Below are 15573 nucleotides of genomic sequence, written 5' to 3'. Positions count from 1 at the left end.
GTGAATTTTCAGTCGAAGTCGATTATTGCGGCGCTGTGTGCTGCGGCAATTAGTTCGGTGGTCTTGGCGCCAATGGCGTCTGCGGAGGCACCTGGGGTTTCGGTTGCGACCGGAACCGTTGTGTCGAGCGAACCGCTACCTCGCGATCTCTGGATTCCGGGGACCGTCGACGCTACTCGATTCACGTACTGGACCATCGGTTCCGACGGCAGCCCTGCCCTCAGTAGCGGTGCGTACTACGTACCAGCTGGCCCCGCCCCCGAAGGCGGCTGGCCCGTCATCGCGTGGGCGCACGGAACCACCGGCCTCGACGACTCCTGCGCACCTTCCTTGGTCGGGCCAGGACTCCCGGAACGCGACTACCCGTATCTGGGCCGCTGGCTCGCCGAAGGCTATGCCGTGGTCGCAACCGATTACGTCGGGCTGGGAACTCCGGGCCTCATGCCATACCTCGACGGAAAAGTGGAGGCGCACAGCGTCGTTGATTCCGTGAAGGCCGCTCGCGCCCTCGATTCCTCGATCTCGAATCGTTGGGCAGTGGTCGGACAATCGCAAGGCGGCGGCGCGGCAATCACCACCGCGCGATACGCAACCGAATACGGCGGGGATTCTCTCGACTACCGGGGCGGTGTGGGGACGGGTGTGCCGGCAAACATCGAACTGGTCTTCCTGCCGGCCGGTCCCGGATTTCCGCCCATTGCACTCGGCGGAGGCTTGACCTCGTACGCCCTCTACATTCTGGCGGGTCTGCGCGAAGCTCACCCGGAAATCGACGTCAACTCGTACCTGACTCCGCTGGGTCGCGAGCAGGTCGATCTGGCCGAAAAACTGTGCGCCGCAGACTTGGAAGATGCATCGAAGAAGCTCGTTTTGGGCGATGTGCTGTCTCGCCCGCTGAACGAAATCCCGAACTTCTACGGTCTCCTGAACGACTACATGGGTGTGCCGACCAGCGGTTACGACCGCCCCATTTTCATCGGCCAAGGCTTGCTGGACGTGGATGTGCCTGCCCCGTCTGCACTTTCGCTCGTCGCGGCTCTGGTTGCGAATGGTGAACCCGTGACGTTCAAGGCGTACAACACCGACCACAGCGGCGCGTTGATCGAATCGCAAGCCGACACGATTCCGTTTGTCGCGAATCTCTTCCGCTAGTGAAGCGATGGATTGCGGGTCTCGTTGCACTCGGCGTCGTTGCCTATGTGGGGTCCGTCGTCTGGATCTCCGTTGCCGCGAAGGGGCACACCTTCGACGTCGCGGATGCGCCCGAGGCTCCGGTGGTAATCGTTCTGGGTGCTCAGATCAAGGACGGCAAGCCGATGGCGTTCCTGAAAGGGCGCCTCGACGCGGCCGTTCAACTGGTCGAGGACGGTAAAGCGAGCGCCGTGCTGGTGTCCGGGGACGCGAATGGGGCTTCGGGCGACGAGATCGCGGCCATGACAAATTACCTGGTAGAGCAGGGGATCGATGAGCGTCGTATCGTCGGGGATCCGTACGGCCTGGACACATATGACACCTGCTCGAGGGCAATACATACGTATGGTGTGTCGAAGGCGTTGATCGTCACGCAGGGCTACCATGTTCCCCGCGCCGTCGCGTTGTGCCGTGACGCCGGAATCGATGCGGACGGCGTGAACAGTGACTGTGGTTGCGCAACAACGACGTTGGTCAAAAATGCTGCCCGAGAGTGGATTCTTGCCAAGCCGAAAGCGGCAATCGACATGCTGTCCGGTCGTGATGCCAAGGTTACGAGTCCGCCGGAGGATTCGGTCAAATCTGCTGTGCGCCTTTATTAACCGGGGGCGGTTCTGAAGGCGCACAGCAGGAGTCTCACTGAGCCGGCTTCTCCGCGATGATCTGGATCAGGTTGCCGCACGTATCGTCGAAGACAGCGATGACGGCGGTGCCGATATCCGTCGGAGCCTGCGTGAACACCACACCCTTTTCCGTCAGACGGGCATGCTCGGCCTCCACGTCCTCGACTGCAAACTGGGCGAGCGGAATGCCTTCTTCGGCAAGTGCATCGCGATACGGCTTCACGGCCGGATGCTTCGCGGGCTCGAGCAGGAGTTGCGGGCCGTCCGGCGCCTCCGGCGAGACGACGGTGAGCCACGCATCCTCGCCCAGTGGGATGTCGTGGTGCTTCGTGAAACCCAGGACATCGGTGTAGAAGGCGAGTGCTGCTCGCTGGTCGTCGACGAAGATGCTTGTCAGTTTGATTTGCATGGTGTTCCTGTCTCGATGGGCCATCGCCGGGTGATTTCGGCAAGCGGCTCGGGATTGAAGTAGTGGAATTTGGAGCGTCCGCGCCGCTCGGTCACGACCAGTCCAGCCGACTCGAGTACACCGAGGTGCTGAGAGATCGCCTGACGCGTGAAGCCCAGACCGTGTCGCATCGTGAGCAGTGAACAGATCTCGAACAGAGTCTGGCCGTCATGTGCCGCGAGTTCGTCGAGGATGATGCGCCTCGTGTCGTCGTCGAGAGCACGGTAGATGGTGACCACGGCACCACTATAGGCAAGCTGGAGCTTGCATATCAAGAGCTGTTGAGTGAGCACGGTTTGTGCACAGTGAACAACGGTTGTGGCATGCAGCAAGGGGTGCTCGCTGCGCACAAAGGGTGTCAGGTTGCCGAACTCCCTCGAAGGAGGCACTGCCATTGCCGGTAACCCCTGGCCCTCGCGCCCGTGGCAGATCTGGGGTTGGCTGAAAGAACGTGTCGTCGACGCAAGGGGTACGGGCAATGACAGGCTGGAGCGAAGAGCAGGTAGCGGCAATCGCGAACCCTCAGGAAGTGCAGGTCGCGACCAGGCGGGCCGACGGTTCGCTGAGAAAGCCCACGATCATCTGGATCGTCGGCGACGGTGACCGGCTCTTCATCCGATCCACTAACGGCAGGCCCGCAGCCTGGTTCAAGGGCGCGATCGCGACCGGAACCGGGCAGATTATTTCCGGCGGCAGCGCGTACGAGGTGAAGTTCGTCGAGGCCGGTGACGCAGACCTCCCGCTTGTGGACAGTGCTTACCGGAAGAAGTACCGCCAGTACCCGAGCATTGTCGATCACCTTGTCGAAAGTGGCCCCCGTTCGGCCACCCTCGAAGTTTTCCCCGCCTGATACGCAAACGGCAGCGAAGGAGTTATTCATGCGCGGCACAATTATCTACGGTCCCAATGACATCCGCTTCGAGGACCGACCCGATCCCGTGATCGCGGAGCCCACCGACGCGATAGTCCGCACAGTGGCAGCGTGCGTGTGCGGTTCGGATCTGTGGCGCTACCGCGGTATCGCGGAGGTCACCAAGCCGACGCCGATCGGGCACGAGTACGTCGGCATCGTCGAAGCGGTTGGCAGCGACGTCACCACCGTGAAGCCCGGACAGTTTGTGGTCGGTGGATTCTTGACCAGCGACAACACCTGCGCGCTCTGCAAAGTCGGCGCACACGCGAACTGTCTCCACGGCACCGGATACGACGGCTGCCAGGCAGAGTTGATCCGTGTTCAGAATGCCGACGGAACACTCGTCGCCACTCCCGAACTGCCGGACGAGACGATGATCCCGAACATCCTGGCGCTCTCCGATGTCATGTGTACCGGCTGGCATGCGGCGGTCAGCGCAGGCGTCAAGCCGGGAAGCACGGTCGTGGTTGTGGGTGACGGCGCGGTGGGCCTCTCCGGTGTACTTGCAGCAGCGGAACTGGGCGCGGAGAGGATCATCGCGATGAGCCGCCATGAGGATCGGCAGCGTCTCGCACTGGAATTCGGCGCCACCGAGATCGTTGCCGAGCGCGGCGACGACGGCGTCGAGCGGGTCAAGGAACTCACATCCGGAATCGGAGCAGATTCGGTGCTCGAGTGCGTCGGTACTCACGATTCCGTCGAGCAGGCCCTGCGGTCCGCGCGCCCTGGCGGCATGGTTGGCTGGGTCGGCGTTCCCCATGTCGCGGATCTTCCTCAGCGGCACATGTTTTGGAAGAACGTCGGTTTGCGCGGTGGACCTGCACCGGTGCGGGCATACCTCGACCATCTTCTGGACCGCGTCTGGAACGGGCACATCCAGCCGGGCAAGGTCTTCGATCTGACTCTGCCGCTCGATCAGGTCGCTGAGGCATATGCGGCCATGGACGAGCGACGCTCCATCAAGACCATGCTTATTCCGTGAACGCAGGAGTTCGAAACAACCCCGGCAGATTATCGACGGTCCAGCTGGGGGAGGAGTGTTTCGCGGGCCAGTAGCAAGATCGCGGCAGCGATCGGGATGGCGAGCAGTGCGCCGACGATTCCGAGCAGAGCCCCGCCGAGCAGGACAGCAACGACCGTAATCAGGGGTGGTACTTGGACGGTCCGGCCGATGATGCGCGGCACGAGCACGTAGTCCTCGACGAGTCGGAGCATGATGAAGAAGGCTACGGTGGCGAGCGAAATAGGTAGTGACACAGTCAAAGCCACCAGTGCTACGACGATTCCGGCGAGCGTCGATCCGACTATCGGGATCAGGTCGAGTACTGCGACCAGTACGGCGAGCAATAGCGGGTATGGAACGCCGAAGGTGATCAGCCAGATGAAGGTGAGAATGGCGGTGATGAGCGAGATCAGGATGTTTCCGAGGACGTATCCGCCGACCTTGGCGAAGATCTCGTCGCCGATCAGGATGGTCCGCGGGCGGCGGGAGTGGGGTGCCAGGCGGTAGAGCGAGGCGCGGATTCGGGGGAAGTTGGCGAGGAAGTAGGCGGTGAGGACAACCACGATGACGGTTCCGCTGATCGCACTGAACACGAACTTACCGGCACCGAGGATCCCGCCGACGACATCCGGGACACCTTCGCCACCGATCGTCTGCTGGAGCTTGTCCTGAAGATGGAATCGAGAATTGAGTTCGTCGATGGCGGGGTAGCGCTCTTGGAGGTGGTGCAGGTAGCCAGGGGCGTTGTCCACGAGTGCGCTGCCTTGGGTGACGATCGGGGGTATCGCGGCAGCGAGGAAACCGGCGAGCATGCCGAAGGCCGCGAGAAAGACCACGGTCACAGCCGCCCAACGGGGAATTCGGTGCTGCACCAACCAAGACACGACGGGTTCGAGGCCGGCTGCGAGGAACGCGGCGATGACAATGAGGACGAGTACGCCGTGTGCTGCGATCAGTAACTCGATCCCGCCGTAAGTGACGGCCACTCCCGCGGCTGCGGCCATTCCGATCATGAACGGAGACTTGCGGTCGAAGCTCGGTCCGGGCTTACCCAGCGGGTGGGCGGGTGAGCTGATTCGGGCAGCGTCTTGTTCTGCAGCGATGATCGGTTGCCCCTCGGCGGAGGTATGGGGTTGCCCGACTACGTCGCCGTGAGCAGGTTCTGCATCTCCGCCCGTGGGCGGTGAGTTGTTGTCGAGCTCGGGCATCGGAACCTCCGCATCTCGAGGTGCGCCCAGCGGGACGGACAATTCTTTCGCTGCGCTGTCCTGGTGGTTTACCTCGAGCGGAGGTAATTCAAGCCGAGCATTGGATCTCGATTCCAAGGTCGATGCGAGCTAGACCGCTGTGGGTAGGGGTGGGAGGAGCAGGAGCAGTGCACGTTCGAGCTGATCGGCGAGTTGCGTCTCTGGATGCGCGATCCAGTACTCGTGGGCCGATTGTGTGGCGGCGAGTACTGCGTGTCCCACCGCAATCGGGAAGAAATCGTCGGGGGTGCGAGCGCTGACGAATTCGGTGGCAGCGGCTCGCCACCGCGTGTGGCGCTGCGATGCCTGCGCTTGCACGGCGGGTTCCGTAAGGACCAGTTGGGCGCGGTGTCTGGCCCATTCGATCTGGTCGTCGGGGAAAGCCATGGCGGTGACTACGGCGCGCACCAAGACGGCTTCGTACGGTTCGGTCGCGGTGCTGTCGGCCAGTGCTTGTCGTAGCCGACTGATCTCGGCGTCCGATTCGACCCACAGGACGTCGGCCTTGGTCGGGAAGTATCGGAAGAAGGTTCGAGTGCTGATTCCCGCTTCGTGCGCGATGTCCTCGACGTTGGTTCGGTCGAAGCCGCGTTCGACGAACAGTCTCTGGGCGACGGCGGCGAGGTGGTGCGCGGTTGTTGCCGCCGGCCTGCCACCGCGGTCGATTCGGTTGTCGGTACTCATCACGCGTCCATCGTTCCAGGTTCGCCCGGCCATGGCGTCGGCCTTCGGGCTTGGGCGGGTTACCCGTATCGCCCGGGTGGTGAGTTTTCTCAAAACGCCATGTTTTGGCATCGACTGACATAACCTCGGTTGTACGACGCGGCACCGCTGAAGGTCGGTGCCACATGTGCCGAAAGGTTTGCTGTCATGGGGCAATTCGATGGTCAGGTTGCATTCGTCACCGGTGCTGCACGGGGCCAGGGGCGCAGCCATGCGCTACGGCTCGCGCAAGAAGGAGCCGACATCATCGCGATAGACGTATGTCGTCAGGTCGACACAGTGCCGTATCCGACCGCCACGGCGGACGACCTCGCGGAAACCGAGCGTGCGGTCAAAGCGCTCGGTCGTCGCATTGTTGCCCGCGAAGTCGACGTCCGGGACCTCGACGGCTTGAAAGCAGTGGTCGACGCCGGTGTCGATGAGCTCGGCCGCCTCGACATCGTGCTCGCCAATGCCGGTATCTCGGTGCCTGCTCCGACGCTCGAGATGTCCGAGGAAACCTGGTCGACGATGATCGATATCAATCTCACCGGAGTGTGGAAGACCTGCGTCGCTTCGGTGCCGCATATTGTCGCGGGTAGTCGGGGTGGCTCTGTGGTGATCACGAGCTCACTCGCCGCTCTGAAAGCGAACGCGAATACCGCGCATTACTCAGCGGCTAAGGCGGGTCTGGTCGGGTTCATGAAGGTGCTCGCCAAAGAGCTTGCGCCGCAGAATATCCGAGTCAACACCATCCATCCCACCACCGTGGCAACCGACATGATCCTCAACGACGCCACCTACAAGCTCTTCCGGCCGGACCTCGCCGCGCCGACACGCGCTGACTTCGAGGAAGCCGCATTGACACTCAACACCCTGCCGGTGCCCGCGCTCGAATCATCCGACATCACCGAGGCAGTGCTCTACCTCGTCGGAGACAGCGGACGCTATGTCACGGGAACCACGCATACCGTCGATGCGGGTGGTCAGCTCTAGCCGACGGCTCGAGCCCATAACACTTGAAAGGAATCTCAATAGGTTTTGTCAAGCACGGCTGCGGGCCGTTCCGTCTGGCTGAGCCGGAGGCGATGCAGATACGAAGGACCTGTATGCGAGCACATGCCGCCAAACTGGGAGATAGATCTGCCCCTCCTCACGCCGCCTGACGGGCAAGTTCACTCTCCGCTCCGGAATAACCGCTTCCCAGTACTTCGACAAATACTTATTCGAAACCGACCCGGACCTTCTACGTCGCATCGCCGACCGCATGGCCCCGTTGGTTCCAGAACACACCGAAATACTCGGCGGACTGGAAATGGGCGGTATCCCGATCGTCACTATGCTCAGCCAGGCAACCGGTCTACCGGCGGTCTTTATCCGTAAGGAACCGAAGTCGTACTGAACCAACAAGCTGGCAGAGGGAATCGACGTCGCAGGGAAGACCGTCACCCTGGTCGAAGATGTCATCACCACTGGCGGTGCGGTCAGGAACGCAGCTCTCGCCCTTCGGGAGCTGGCGCTGATGTTTCGGTAGTTCTGTGCGCGATCGGTATTCACCAAAGAGTTCTTGGATTCGACACTCGATCACTAAGGTGACGGATTCACGAAATTCTCACCGCAGCTCACGTCTAGCGCGAACCATGCGATAAAGAACGTGCAAACGAAGAGACCCGCCTCTACTGTGATCCGATGGCATCGATCAAGAAGATTCAAGTCACTTTCGACTGTGAGGAGCCTGAGCGCGTAGCGGAATTCTGGTGCGAAGTATTAGGTTACGAGCGCAACGGATCGGGATGTATCGATCCCTCGGGTATAGGTCCGCGCCTGTACTTTCAGCGCGTTCCTGAAAACAAGGTTGTCAAGAATCGACTACATATTGACGTGCGAGTCGGTACGGGACTCGTGGGCGAAGAACGCGTGGCCGCGCTCGAATCCGAATGCGCACGATTGATCGCACTCGGTGCGGTACGTGTGCGACTACTGCGCGCCGATGGCTACAACGAGTCATGCCTCGTAATGCAAGATGTCGAAGGTAATGAGTTCTGTCTCGATTGAGTCACTGCTCACATCGCACCCGCACCAGTCGACGGGTGTCCCTGCCGCATAGCGACAAAGCTTGATACGGCTTACGAATGGACGCGGGCCAGAACACAGTCCATTCGGGTCTGTTACTGATCGATTCAGAAGTTATCTACGCGGCCAATGCGGCAGTTGGTCCTGGCAAGTAGACCACTTTGTCACGGACCATCGCCCACAACACATTCAACCGCCGCCGTGCGAGAGCAAGGACGGCATGGCGATCTCGGCGCATCCGCACCTGATCTCGCCGAAGTCATCGCGCGCACGGGCTGTGAGTTCCAGGCACGTGGTTGTCCCGAGGAGTGAACTCTGATCCCAGGCGTGGACGGACACCCCGACGTAGCACCCGCCCCATCTGCCGATGAACGCCAGGTAGCCGTCGTCCGGCACGATGAATTCGGTAGCCAACCGCTCACGTGCTGCTGCTTCGGGAATGGGCCGTCCCGACCATAGGCTGCGGCCGCGACGTCAATGCGTTCGATCAGAGAGTTGGAGAACTCCCGAAGCGACACCGATTGTCCTCCTCTCGGACTGAGGCAAGCCTCGTCTCTGGTACGAATCTCCGGACCGCAGTGTGGCCGGCGAGCAAATGCTCACCGGCCACACTACTTTCGACGGAAACTCAGACCAACGCGAAAGCAGCAAATGCTCCCAGTGCGATCAGTGCGGCGCCCGTGATGCTCTGCACCCGACGGTCCACGACGCACATGACCGAGAGGAAACCGGGCATCGAGCCACCGCGATTGGTGTGCACGATTGCCGCGAGGCTGGGCATGCAGCGGCCGAGGGAGACAACGGTGAACAGTGCAGCGCCGAGAGCCGGTGAGCCCGAGGCGATAACACCGAGTGCAAGGAGGTAGTACGCACTCGAGCGGATGAAGATCAGGAATCCGGGCCCGATGATAGCGCCGAAGATCAGTGAGACCTTCCACGGCGCCATGGTGCGGCGCAGATGGCGCGGAAGCTGTTGGCGCCGCATCGGAGTCGGCATCGTGAGAACACCCAACTCGTGCAGACCGTACGCAAGTGCCACAACAGCCCAGGCCCCCAACGCCCAGCCGATCGGAATGAAACCGGACACCGCGGCGCCGAGAGCGCCGATCAGGGCGCCGGTGACGGCACCTGTCGTGACCGAACCCAGTGCATGCCAACCGAGTCGGCGTACCGGAGTTGACGATCCCTTACGGTCGGCTTGCTTCGGTGCGGCAACAACTCCGGCAACCGACATTCCGCAGGTCGACCAGTTGGCGGCCAGTGAGGTGACCAGTCCGGCTCCGACAACCGCAGTGGTCAAAGCTGTTGTCGCAGAAGGCGCAGCCACGAGTGCAATGCCGGCACCCGCCGCAGCACCTGCGGCGATGAGGCTGGCGCGAGTAGCCGTGCCGACTGAGCCTTGAAGGGTCGGCCGAATGTCAGGGACATCGGTCTGGAGTGGGCCGTGTGAGAGAACGGTAGTCATCAGATCCTCCAAAATGTATGTAGTTCACGAAAAATGATGAGCCAGTAGTCACAACACTGTGATGACTCCGATCATGTACGGGTGCACGGAGCACGAGTACTCGTAGACGCCGGCGTTCTCGAACGTGTGACGGAAGGTTCCGTCTCCGGTGATGCCACTGTCGAACAGTCCGGGTGATTCCACATGATGCAGAAGTCCGCCGTCGTCGAAACGCCACTCGACGGTGCCGCCATGTTCAACGGTGACGTCCATCGGACTGAACTGAACATTGCTGATCTCGACCACGACGTCGGGGGCGGGACCTTCTGTGCCGCACGCGGGAACACACGTTGCCGCGACGGCAAGGCCTAAGCCGGCGATCCACCTCCTCACTATTGAACGATCACGGTGCCGACCATCATCGGATGGGGAGTGCAGTGGTAGGTGAAGGTACCGGCGTCGTCGAACGTGAACGAGAAGGTTCCCTCGGTGAGCAACTCGCTCTTCAGTTTCCCTTCGAGTTCACCGTTGCCGACCACGTCGTGGGGGAGTCCGCCGTCGTCGAACTTCCACTCGACGGTCTGGCCCTTTTCGATGGTGACCGACGCCGGTGTGTAGGCCATGTTCTTCACCTCGATCACGACGGCGGGTTCGTCCGACGCCGAACTGTCGCTGCTGCAGGCGGTGAGACTCAAAGCCGCACAAGCGGCGAGGAAAGCGGGAACGAGCTTCTTCATGAGAGGTCCTCTCGATTCTTCTTACTTGTCAGCGGACGTAACGCAGATTTGCCGTCATTCCGGCTTCGAAGTGGTAGGCATTGTGGCAGTGGAACATCCACTCGCCGGGGTTGTCGGCATCGAACTCGATGGCGAGTTCGCTGCCTGGTAGCACGTTGACGGTGTCACGGCGAAGCCCGCCGTAATCCGGTACCGCAAAGGTGTGGCCGTGAGTGTGCATGGGATGCCACATGGTGGACGTGTTCTTCATCGTAATCCGAACGCGTTCACCCTGTTTCAACACGAGTTTGCCCGCATCGGCACCGGCCATACCCCACACGTAACGATCTCCGGCTTGGATCAACTCGATGTGGTAGTCGCGATCGGGTGACTTCGTCTCGAGGCGTGTGGATTCCGCGGGACGGAGAGCGCTTTCGAGCACCAAACGGCCGCCCAACTCCGAGATCACCCCACCCACATCCGGATTCGAGAGTGCCAACGCGTCGGTGCTGCGCAGGACGGTCGACGCGTATCCGTCGCGGCCCTCGACCTTGGCGACCACCGGCCATGTTCCCGACTTGACCGTCACGAGTACGTCGTAGCGCTGAGCCATTCCGACGATGATGGCGTCGGCGGGAGTCGGCTCCACGTCGAAGCCATCGGTGGCTACGATCGTCATCTCATGCCCGGCCACGGCAAACCGGTACGGAGTTTCGGCCGCCGCGTTGATGATTCGTAGTCGCAGAGTCGAACCGGGCGCAGCGGTCACCACAGCTGGATCGTTGGGCGGTCGCCCGTTGATCAAGTGCAGTGGATACGCGATGTGTTGTGTCATGCCGCCCAAAGGCTCGGACGAACCATGGCCGGCGCTCACCAACTGCTGCGCAACTGCCATGTCACCCTCGGTGTGCTCAACGGGTGTTGATGCGGCTCCGCCGTGGCCGCCGTGGCCGCCGGCAATTGCCGGATTGAGTGCCATCAGTATGGAATCCGGTGTGGTACCCAATCCGTCGACCCAGTCGTCGAGTACCAGAACGGCATCGGCGTCGGCCCCACTGGAGTCGTTCGGGTCCTCGACGATCATGGCGCCGAAGAGTCCGCGGTCTGCCTGTAGTCCGCTGTGCGAGTGGTACCAGTACGTTCCCGGATCCGGGGCGACGAAGTTGTAGTCGAAGGTCGAAGCCGCCGCGATGGGAGCCTGCGTGGTGGGTGCCGCGCCGTCCATGTCGTTGCGGATTCGAATTCCGTGCCAGTGCAGCGTGGTTTCGGCATCGAGGTTGTTCTGGACGGAGACGTTCACCCGGTCACCGGATTTCAGTCGAAGTTCCGGAGCGACAGCAGCGCCACCGTACGTCCATGTGTCCACGAGGCGTCCGCCGAGATCAACCGTCGAGAATCCGGCTGCCAAGGCAAACGCGGCGGTGGTTCCGTTCCAGGCTCGTGCCGACTCTGCAGCAGCAACTTCGGGGTCGGTGGGCATGATGAAGTCGAGATCGGTCAGCGGCGTCGGAGTTGCTGCAGTGGAACTGCATCCGGCGATCGTTCCCACGGCGCCGAGCCCGATTGCCCCGGCGCCGAGTGCTCCCAGACTCAGGAAGCGGCGCCGGCCCATCACTACACCGGATCCGGGACGACTCATCGAAGTACTTCTGGTGTGATCAACCCGGTGACATCACCGACATTGCCCGAGATATCCACGGAACTGACCTGCTCACCGGTGGTTGCGTTGTAGCCCAAGATCTTCTGCGGAGCGGAGCCTTCTACCTCCGGTCCGGTGCCGAGGACGTAGAACGTTGCACCGTCAACTGAGAAGGCGGTGCTTCCGATATCGGTGAGGCCGAGGTCGGCCAGAGAAAGACTCTTGATCGGGGCGAACGTAGCCGCGTCGAAGAGATCGATCTTCACGATCGAACCACCGCGAGCGGAGTCCGGGTGAATTGCGCTGTCGGTGTACTCGATTGCCAGACGCGTTGCATCCGCATTGATGAGGTTCTCGGAGAAGCGTCCGGAATCCTGGCCCGCATTTCCGATGGGCTTGACGGCTTCCTTGGGTAGTCCGTTCGAGAAGTCGAAGACGAAGACGTCACCGTTCTCGCTGACCAACAACGCTTTCTGTGCGTCGGCCGCCCACGTCACTTTGCGAGTCGAGACGAAATCGTCGGGCAAGACCTTGGATCGGGCGGTCTCGGTGGGGACTCCGTCGTCGCTGATCGTGACCTGCAGCAGCTCACGGGTGTCCTCGCACACGCTGTAGAGCTCGTGTCCGACCATCCAGGTGAACGGTCCACATCCGACGATTTGGAGGGCGCCGGTCGCCTCCTGCTTCTCCAAGTCGACAACACGGATGCCGTACAGGCCGTCGTCCCAGGTGACAAAGAACTTGCCGTCGGAGGTGACGGCATTGGAGCCGGCACGCGAATGCACACGTGCGACGTCCGGAAGCATGACCTCGGCCGGCTCCAGCAGGTTGCCGGAGTAGGTGCTGACCGTGAAATCGGCTGCGCCACGCGAACCTCGGGGACGCCACACTTCGGCGGCGAGCACCGCTGGGTCATCGTCGGAGTCACCGACGAATCCGTGGATGACGGGATCCCAGATACCGGGTCCGACGGTGATGCGGCTCTCGGCCACACCGGTTTTCGGATCGATGACGTTGACGCTGAGTTCGAGCTGACCGAAGCCACCTTCGACGCCGAGGAGTCGGTCAGCGGCAATCGGAGTGATCGAGCCGACGTGCAGGGGTTCGGGAATGGTGTCGCCGATTTCCTGATCGTCGTGACCGAGCGAAATGCCATCACCAGGAGCAGTGAACGGGACGGTGGGATAGGTGACATCACCTGCGCTGGAAGGTTCGTCGTTGTCGGACGAACTGCAACCGGCCAGTGCGAGCACAACGGTGAGAGGCAGTATTGCGACGGCGGGCCGGGCGAGCTTTCGGGTTCGTGAACTGCTCATGATCCGGCACCGACCTTGGGGCGTGCAGCCGGACGGGTCTGGCAGTCCTCACCGATGATGGGAGCCATGGTGCAGGTGTACGCCTGCGATTCGTCGGAGACACACCAGATGATTTCCTGGTCGTAGCTGCCGGAAACCGGGTTGTACATCACTGCCTGCATGTCCGGCTCGCCGCAGAAGGCGTTGGAACACGAAGGCGCACCGCAGCAGTCGTAGTACGCGATCAGATAGGTCTTTCCGGTATCGGGATTGGTGCAGCAGCCAACCCAGAACTCGGCGCCTGGCTTACTGCCGGGCGCGCACGTGGTGACACCGCCGCCGTTGCAGGCAGCGCAGGATGTGCCGTCCATGTTGCACCAGCGCCAGTATTCACATTCCGCGGGATCCTTGCCGTCGTACACGGGAACAAGCGGTTCCGGGCCCGGTGCCGGAGCGGGAGGCGCGGCTTCTTGAGCAAATGCGGTACGAGTGACGGGCAAGGTGCTGATCAGCGCTACGCCGGATACTCCCATGGTCCACTTGCCGATTCGGCTGATCATCGACCGCCGCGAGACCCGTTCGGAGAGCTTGCGGCCGGTGCGGCTGGTCAGTGAACCACCCTGGCCTGCCATCCATTCGGCCTGCGCTTGAACGGTTGCCTCGTCTACCGGATATCGGTTCTCTGTCATGTTGTGCTGTGGAAACGCATTGTCGTCCAACAAATTTCTCCTGATTCGTGAAGAGGAACGAGCAGAACTCAGGGTGATCAGGCCGCGCTGCCCGACTTAGCCTGCGCATGAAGGTGCTGGAGTGAGGGGGTGCCGGACTCGAGTGCGTTGAGCAGGCTCTCGACCTGAGCCATGTGGTTGCACAGGCCCTTTCCGCGAATCTTGCCGTGCTCGTCGAGAATTACGCCGTACGGAGTGGTGCCCACCTGGTAGGCGATGCCGACGTCACGAGCGTCGATGTAGCTGAGCTCGGAACCGATGCCGCTGCCGGCCAAGAACTCTCGGTGTTCCTCGGGGGTTCCGTCGGAGATGATGACAACGTCGAGGTCGGATTCGGCTCGGGCCATTGCCCGCACGCCGGGAAGCAGGCTCTTGCAGGTCGAGCAACTCGGTGCTGTGAACAGCAGTAGCTGAGCCTTGTCTCGATGACCACCAACTCCGACGGTTCGACCTTCCTGGTCGATCAAACCGGCAAACGACGGCCCAACCTGTTCGACCTTGGGACCGGTATCCATCATTCGGGCACCGAGTGGTCCGAGACGCACCTGCACACGGCCGATTTCACGGGCGAGAGCGAGAACCATCAAGAACAGTACGGCCACGGCGATCACGAGAATCACGGTCGCTACGAGTAGAAAAGTAGTCATCGTCGAAGTCCTGCCTTTGCGCAGTCGGTGAATAGGGAGAAGGTCAAACGCCGTACCGAGACGTGGCGCCGGCGGCACGCAGTCGGACGGAAGCACTCGAGAGGTAGTCGTCGACGGGGCGCTTGCCGAAATGAACGACGGATCGGATCTGTGCGATGGCGACGCCGGCCAGCACCAGGAGGAGTGCGAGGGTGGCAGCTGTTGCTTGCGCGCCCGCGCCCGCGACGCTGCCGATTGCCAGGATGGAGAGTGACGCAGCGGCAAGGATTCCGGCACGTACCGCGTGGAACCATCCGATACGCGGGATCTCGCCGATGCCGAATGCGAAGCAACCACAGTCGAGGTCGCGTCGTCCGCGAGCAAGGTTGACGACAAGGCCGACAAAGAACGACGCGAACATGAGTGCGGCAACCCCGGCCGCCCACTGCCGGGCGATGCCGGTCACGAGAAGTGCGCCCGCCACGGTCTCGGCGATGGGAAGTGCCCGGGCAACCGGTCCTTCGAGCCCGCTCGGAAGTACTTTGTATCCACGTACCGAACGCAGAACACCGTCGTAGTCCGTCAGCTTGGGGATGCCGGCGAGCAGTAGGACAAACCCGATGATCGCCGATACGGCAGCGATGGTGAAGTCCATGATTCCTCCCTTTCAGGTCGGCAAGCGCTGGTGTGTGGGACACATCCTGTACTGGTGATGCGGCGAACATGCTTCGGTGTCGATACGTCCGGGGGATACGCAACTGGGAATGCGCACCGCCGGTGAGAATCGATATTTGTGCAGGTCAGTAGGTTTCTTCGGCACGGGATCGACATGGTTCGGAGCTGTGGCAGGGCCAGCGGGAGAGACCTCGAGCGCGCGGATTCCCACTTGGATCGTCACTGCGCGCCACGGTGGAAACTGCCCGGA

At 61.8% G+C, this 15573-nt stretch carries 20 protein-coding genes; 7 read left to right on the top strand and 13 right to left on the bottom strand.

Annotated elements, in window-relative coordinates:
- Positions 1–1152 (top strand): alpha/beta hydrolase family protein, encoded by a 1152-nt coding sequence (locus EEB13_RS28290; RefSeq protein ID WP_033233552.1) that lies wholly within the window; start codon positions 1–3, stop codon positions 1150–1152.
- Positions 1152–1793: a vancomycin high temperature exclusion protein gene (locus EEB13_RS28285; RefSeq protein WP_045065340.1), complete on the top strand. Its 642-nt coding sequence runs from the start codon at positions 1152–1154 to the stop codon at positions 1791–1793. Before EEB13_RS28290 ends, EEB13_RS28285 begins: the two co-directional genes overlap by 1 nt.
- 34 nt (positions 1794–1827) lie before the next feature.
- Here EEB13_RS28285 and EEB13_RS28280 read toward each other — a convergent pair whose 3' ends face one another.
- Entirely contained in the window at positions 1828–2223 is a 396-nt protein-coding gene (locus tag EEB13_RS28280) for a VOC family protein (RefSeq protein WP_033233551.1), read from the bottom strand.
- Positions 2208–2492 carry an ArsR/SmtB family transcription factor gene (locus EEB13_RS31685; RefSeq protein ID WP_033233848.1) on the bottom strand — a complete coding sequence of 95 codons (285 nt, stop codon included), beginning with the start codon at positions 2490–2492 and terminating at the stop codon, positions 2208–2210. The genes EEB13_RS28280 and EEB13_RS31685 overlap by 16 nt, the downstream gene beginning before the upstream one ends.
- Positions 2493–2740: 248 nt before the next feature.
- Here EEB13_RS31685 and EEB13_RS28270 point away from each other — a divergent pair, with 248 nt between their 5' ends.
- Together EEB13_RS28270 and EEB13_RS28265 are read left to right on the top strand one after the other, a co-directional pair.
- Positions 2741–3112 (top strand): DUF2255 family protein, encoded by a 372-nt coding sequence (locus tag EEB13_RS28270; RefSeq protein ID WP_033233548.1) that lies wholly within the window; start codon positions 2741–2743, stop codon positions 3110–3112.
- 28 nt (positions 3113–3140) lie between these two features.
- On the top strand, positions 3141–4157 hold the full coding sequence (locus tag EEB13_RS28265; RefSeq protein ID WP_141486789.1) for a zinc-dependent alcohol dehydrogenase family protein: 1017 nt from the start codon (positions 3141–3143) through the stop codon (positions 4155–4157).
- A gap of 29 nt (positions 4158–4186) precedes the next feature.
- On the opposite strand, the gene EEB13_RS28260 is transcribed toward EEB13_RS28265, so the two are convergent.
- Together EEB13_RS28260 and EEB13_RS28255 are read right to left on the bottom strand one after the other, a co-directional pair.
- Positions 4187–5386: an AI-2E family transporter gene (locus EEB13_RS28260; RefSeq protein WP_141486788.1), complete on the bottom strand. Its 1200-nt coding sequence runs from the start codon at positions 5384–5386 to the stop codon at positions 4187–4189.
- Between the two features lie 129 nt (positions 5387–5515).
- Positions 5516–6109 carry a TetR family transcriptional regulator gene (locus EEB13_RS28255; protein WP_261984666.1) on the bottom strand — a complete coding sequence of 198 codons (594 nt, stop codon included), beginning with the start codon at positions 6107–6109 and terminating at the stop codon, positions 5516–5518.
- A 186-nt stretch (positions 6110–6295) separates the two neighbouring features.
- Between EEB13_RS28255 and EEB13_RS28250 the strand changes: the two genes are divergently transcribed.
- The 3 genes from EEB13_RS28250 (at position 6296) to EEB13_RS28240 (ending at position 8182) form a co-directional block, all read left to right on the top strand.
- Positions 6296–7123 carry a mycofactocin-coupled SDR family oxidoreductase gene (locus EEB13_RS28250; RefSeq protein WP_141486787.1) on the top strand — a complete coding sequence of 276 codons (828 nt, stop codon included), beginning with the start codon at positions 6296–6298 and terminating at the stop codon, positions 7121–7123.
- Positions 7124–7394: 271 nt separating this feature from the next.
- Positions 7395–7529, top strand: coding sequence for a hypothetical protein (locus EEB13_RS32130; RefSeq protein WP_255285235.1), 135 nt, complete (start codon positions 7395–7397; stop codon positions 7527–7529).
- Positions 7530–7816: 287 nt separating this feature from the next.
- Positions 7817–8182: a VOC family protein gene (locus tag EEB13_RS28240; RefSeq protein ID WP_033233540.1), complete on the top strand. Its 366-nt coding sequence runs from the start codon at positions 7817–7819 to the stop codon at positions 8180–8182.
- Positions 8183–8389: 207 nt separating this feature from the next.
- Here the strand turns inward: EEB13_RS28240 and EEB13_RS31680 are convergent, their stop codons facing one another.
- The 9 genes from EEB13_RS31680 to EEB13_RS28200 all read right to left on the bottom strand — a co-directional run bounded on the left by EEB13_RS31680 (position 8390) and on the right by EEB13_RS28200 (position 15303).
- Entirely contained in the window at positions 8390–8614 is a 225-nt protein-coding gene (locus tag EEB13_RS31680; protein ID WP_187328641.1) for a hypothetical protein, read from the bottom strand.
- 214 nt (positions 8615–8828) lie between these two features.
- Positions 8829–9665, bottom strand: a complete 837-nt coding sequence (locus tag EEB13_RS28235; protein WP_095887291.1) for a methylamine utilization protein — start codon at positions 9663–9665, stop codon at positions 8829–8831.
- Positions 9666–9713: 48 nt separating this feature from the next.
- Entirely contained in the window at positions 9714–10037 is a 324-nt protein-coding gene (locus EEB13_RS28230) for a cupredoxin domain-containing protein (RefSeq protein WP_141486786.1), read from the bottom strand.
- The gene (locus EEB13_RS28225; RefSeq protein ID WP_045065322.1) at positions 10037–10381 is read right to left on the bottom strand and encodes a plastocyanin/azurin family copper-binding protein; all 345 of its coding nucleotides are present in this window, start codon (positions 10379–10381) and stop codon (positions 10037–10039) included. Before EEB13_RS28225 ends, EEB13_RS28230 begins: the two co-directional genes overlap by 1 nt.
- 28 nt (positions 10382–10409) lie before the next feature.
- A complete protein-coding gene (locus tag EEB13_RS28220) occupies positions 10410–11999 on the bottom strand; it encodes a multicopper oxidase family protein (protein WP_141486785.1) in 1590 nt (529 codons plus the stop codon).
- A complete protein-coding gene (locus EEB13_RS28215) occupies positions 11996–13315 on the bottom strand; it encodes a hypothetical protein (RefSeq protein WP_141486784.1) in 1320 nt (439 codons plus the stop codon). Before EEB13_RS28215 ends, EEB13_RS28220 begins: the two co-directional genes overlap by 4 nt.
- The gene (locus EEB13_RS28210) at positions 13312–13983 is read right to left on the bottom strand and encodes a methylamine dehydrogenase light chain (protein WP_033233846.1); all 672 of its coding nucleotides are present in this window, start codon (positions 13981–13983) and stop codon (positions 13312–13314) included. The genes EEB13_RS28215 and EEB13_RS28210 overlap by 4 nt, the downstream gene beginning before the upstream one ends.
- A gap of 77 nt (positions 13984–14060) precedes the next feature.
- Positions 14061–14669, bottom strand: coding sequence for a redoxin domain-containing protein (locus EEB13_RS28205; RefSeq protein ID WP_045065315.1), 609 nt, complete (start codon positions 14667–14669; stop codon positions 14061–14063).
- A 43-nt stretch (positions 14670–14712) separates the two neighbouring features.
- Positions 14713–15303, bottom strand: a complete 591-nt coding sequence (locus EEB13_RS28200; RefSeq protein WP_141486783.1) for a MauE/DoxX family redox-associated membrane protein — start codon at positions 15301–15303, stop codon at positions 14713–14715.
- Positions 15304–15573 lie beyond the last annotated feature (270 nt).

The sequence above is a fragment of the Rhodococcus sp. WS3 genome, from assembly GCF_003797085.1.
GTDB lineage: Bacteria > Actinomycetota > Actinomycetes > Mycobacteriales > Mycobacteriaceae > Rhodococcus_F > Rhodococcus_F globerula.
This window is presented reverse-complemented; position numbering and strand designations above follow the sequence as displayed.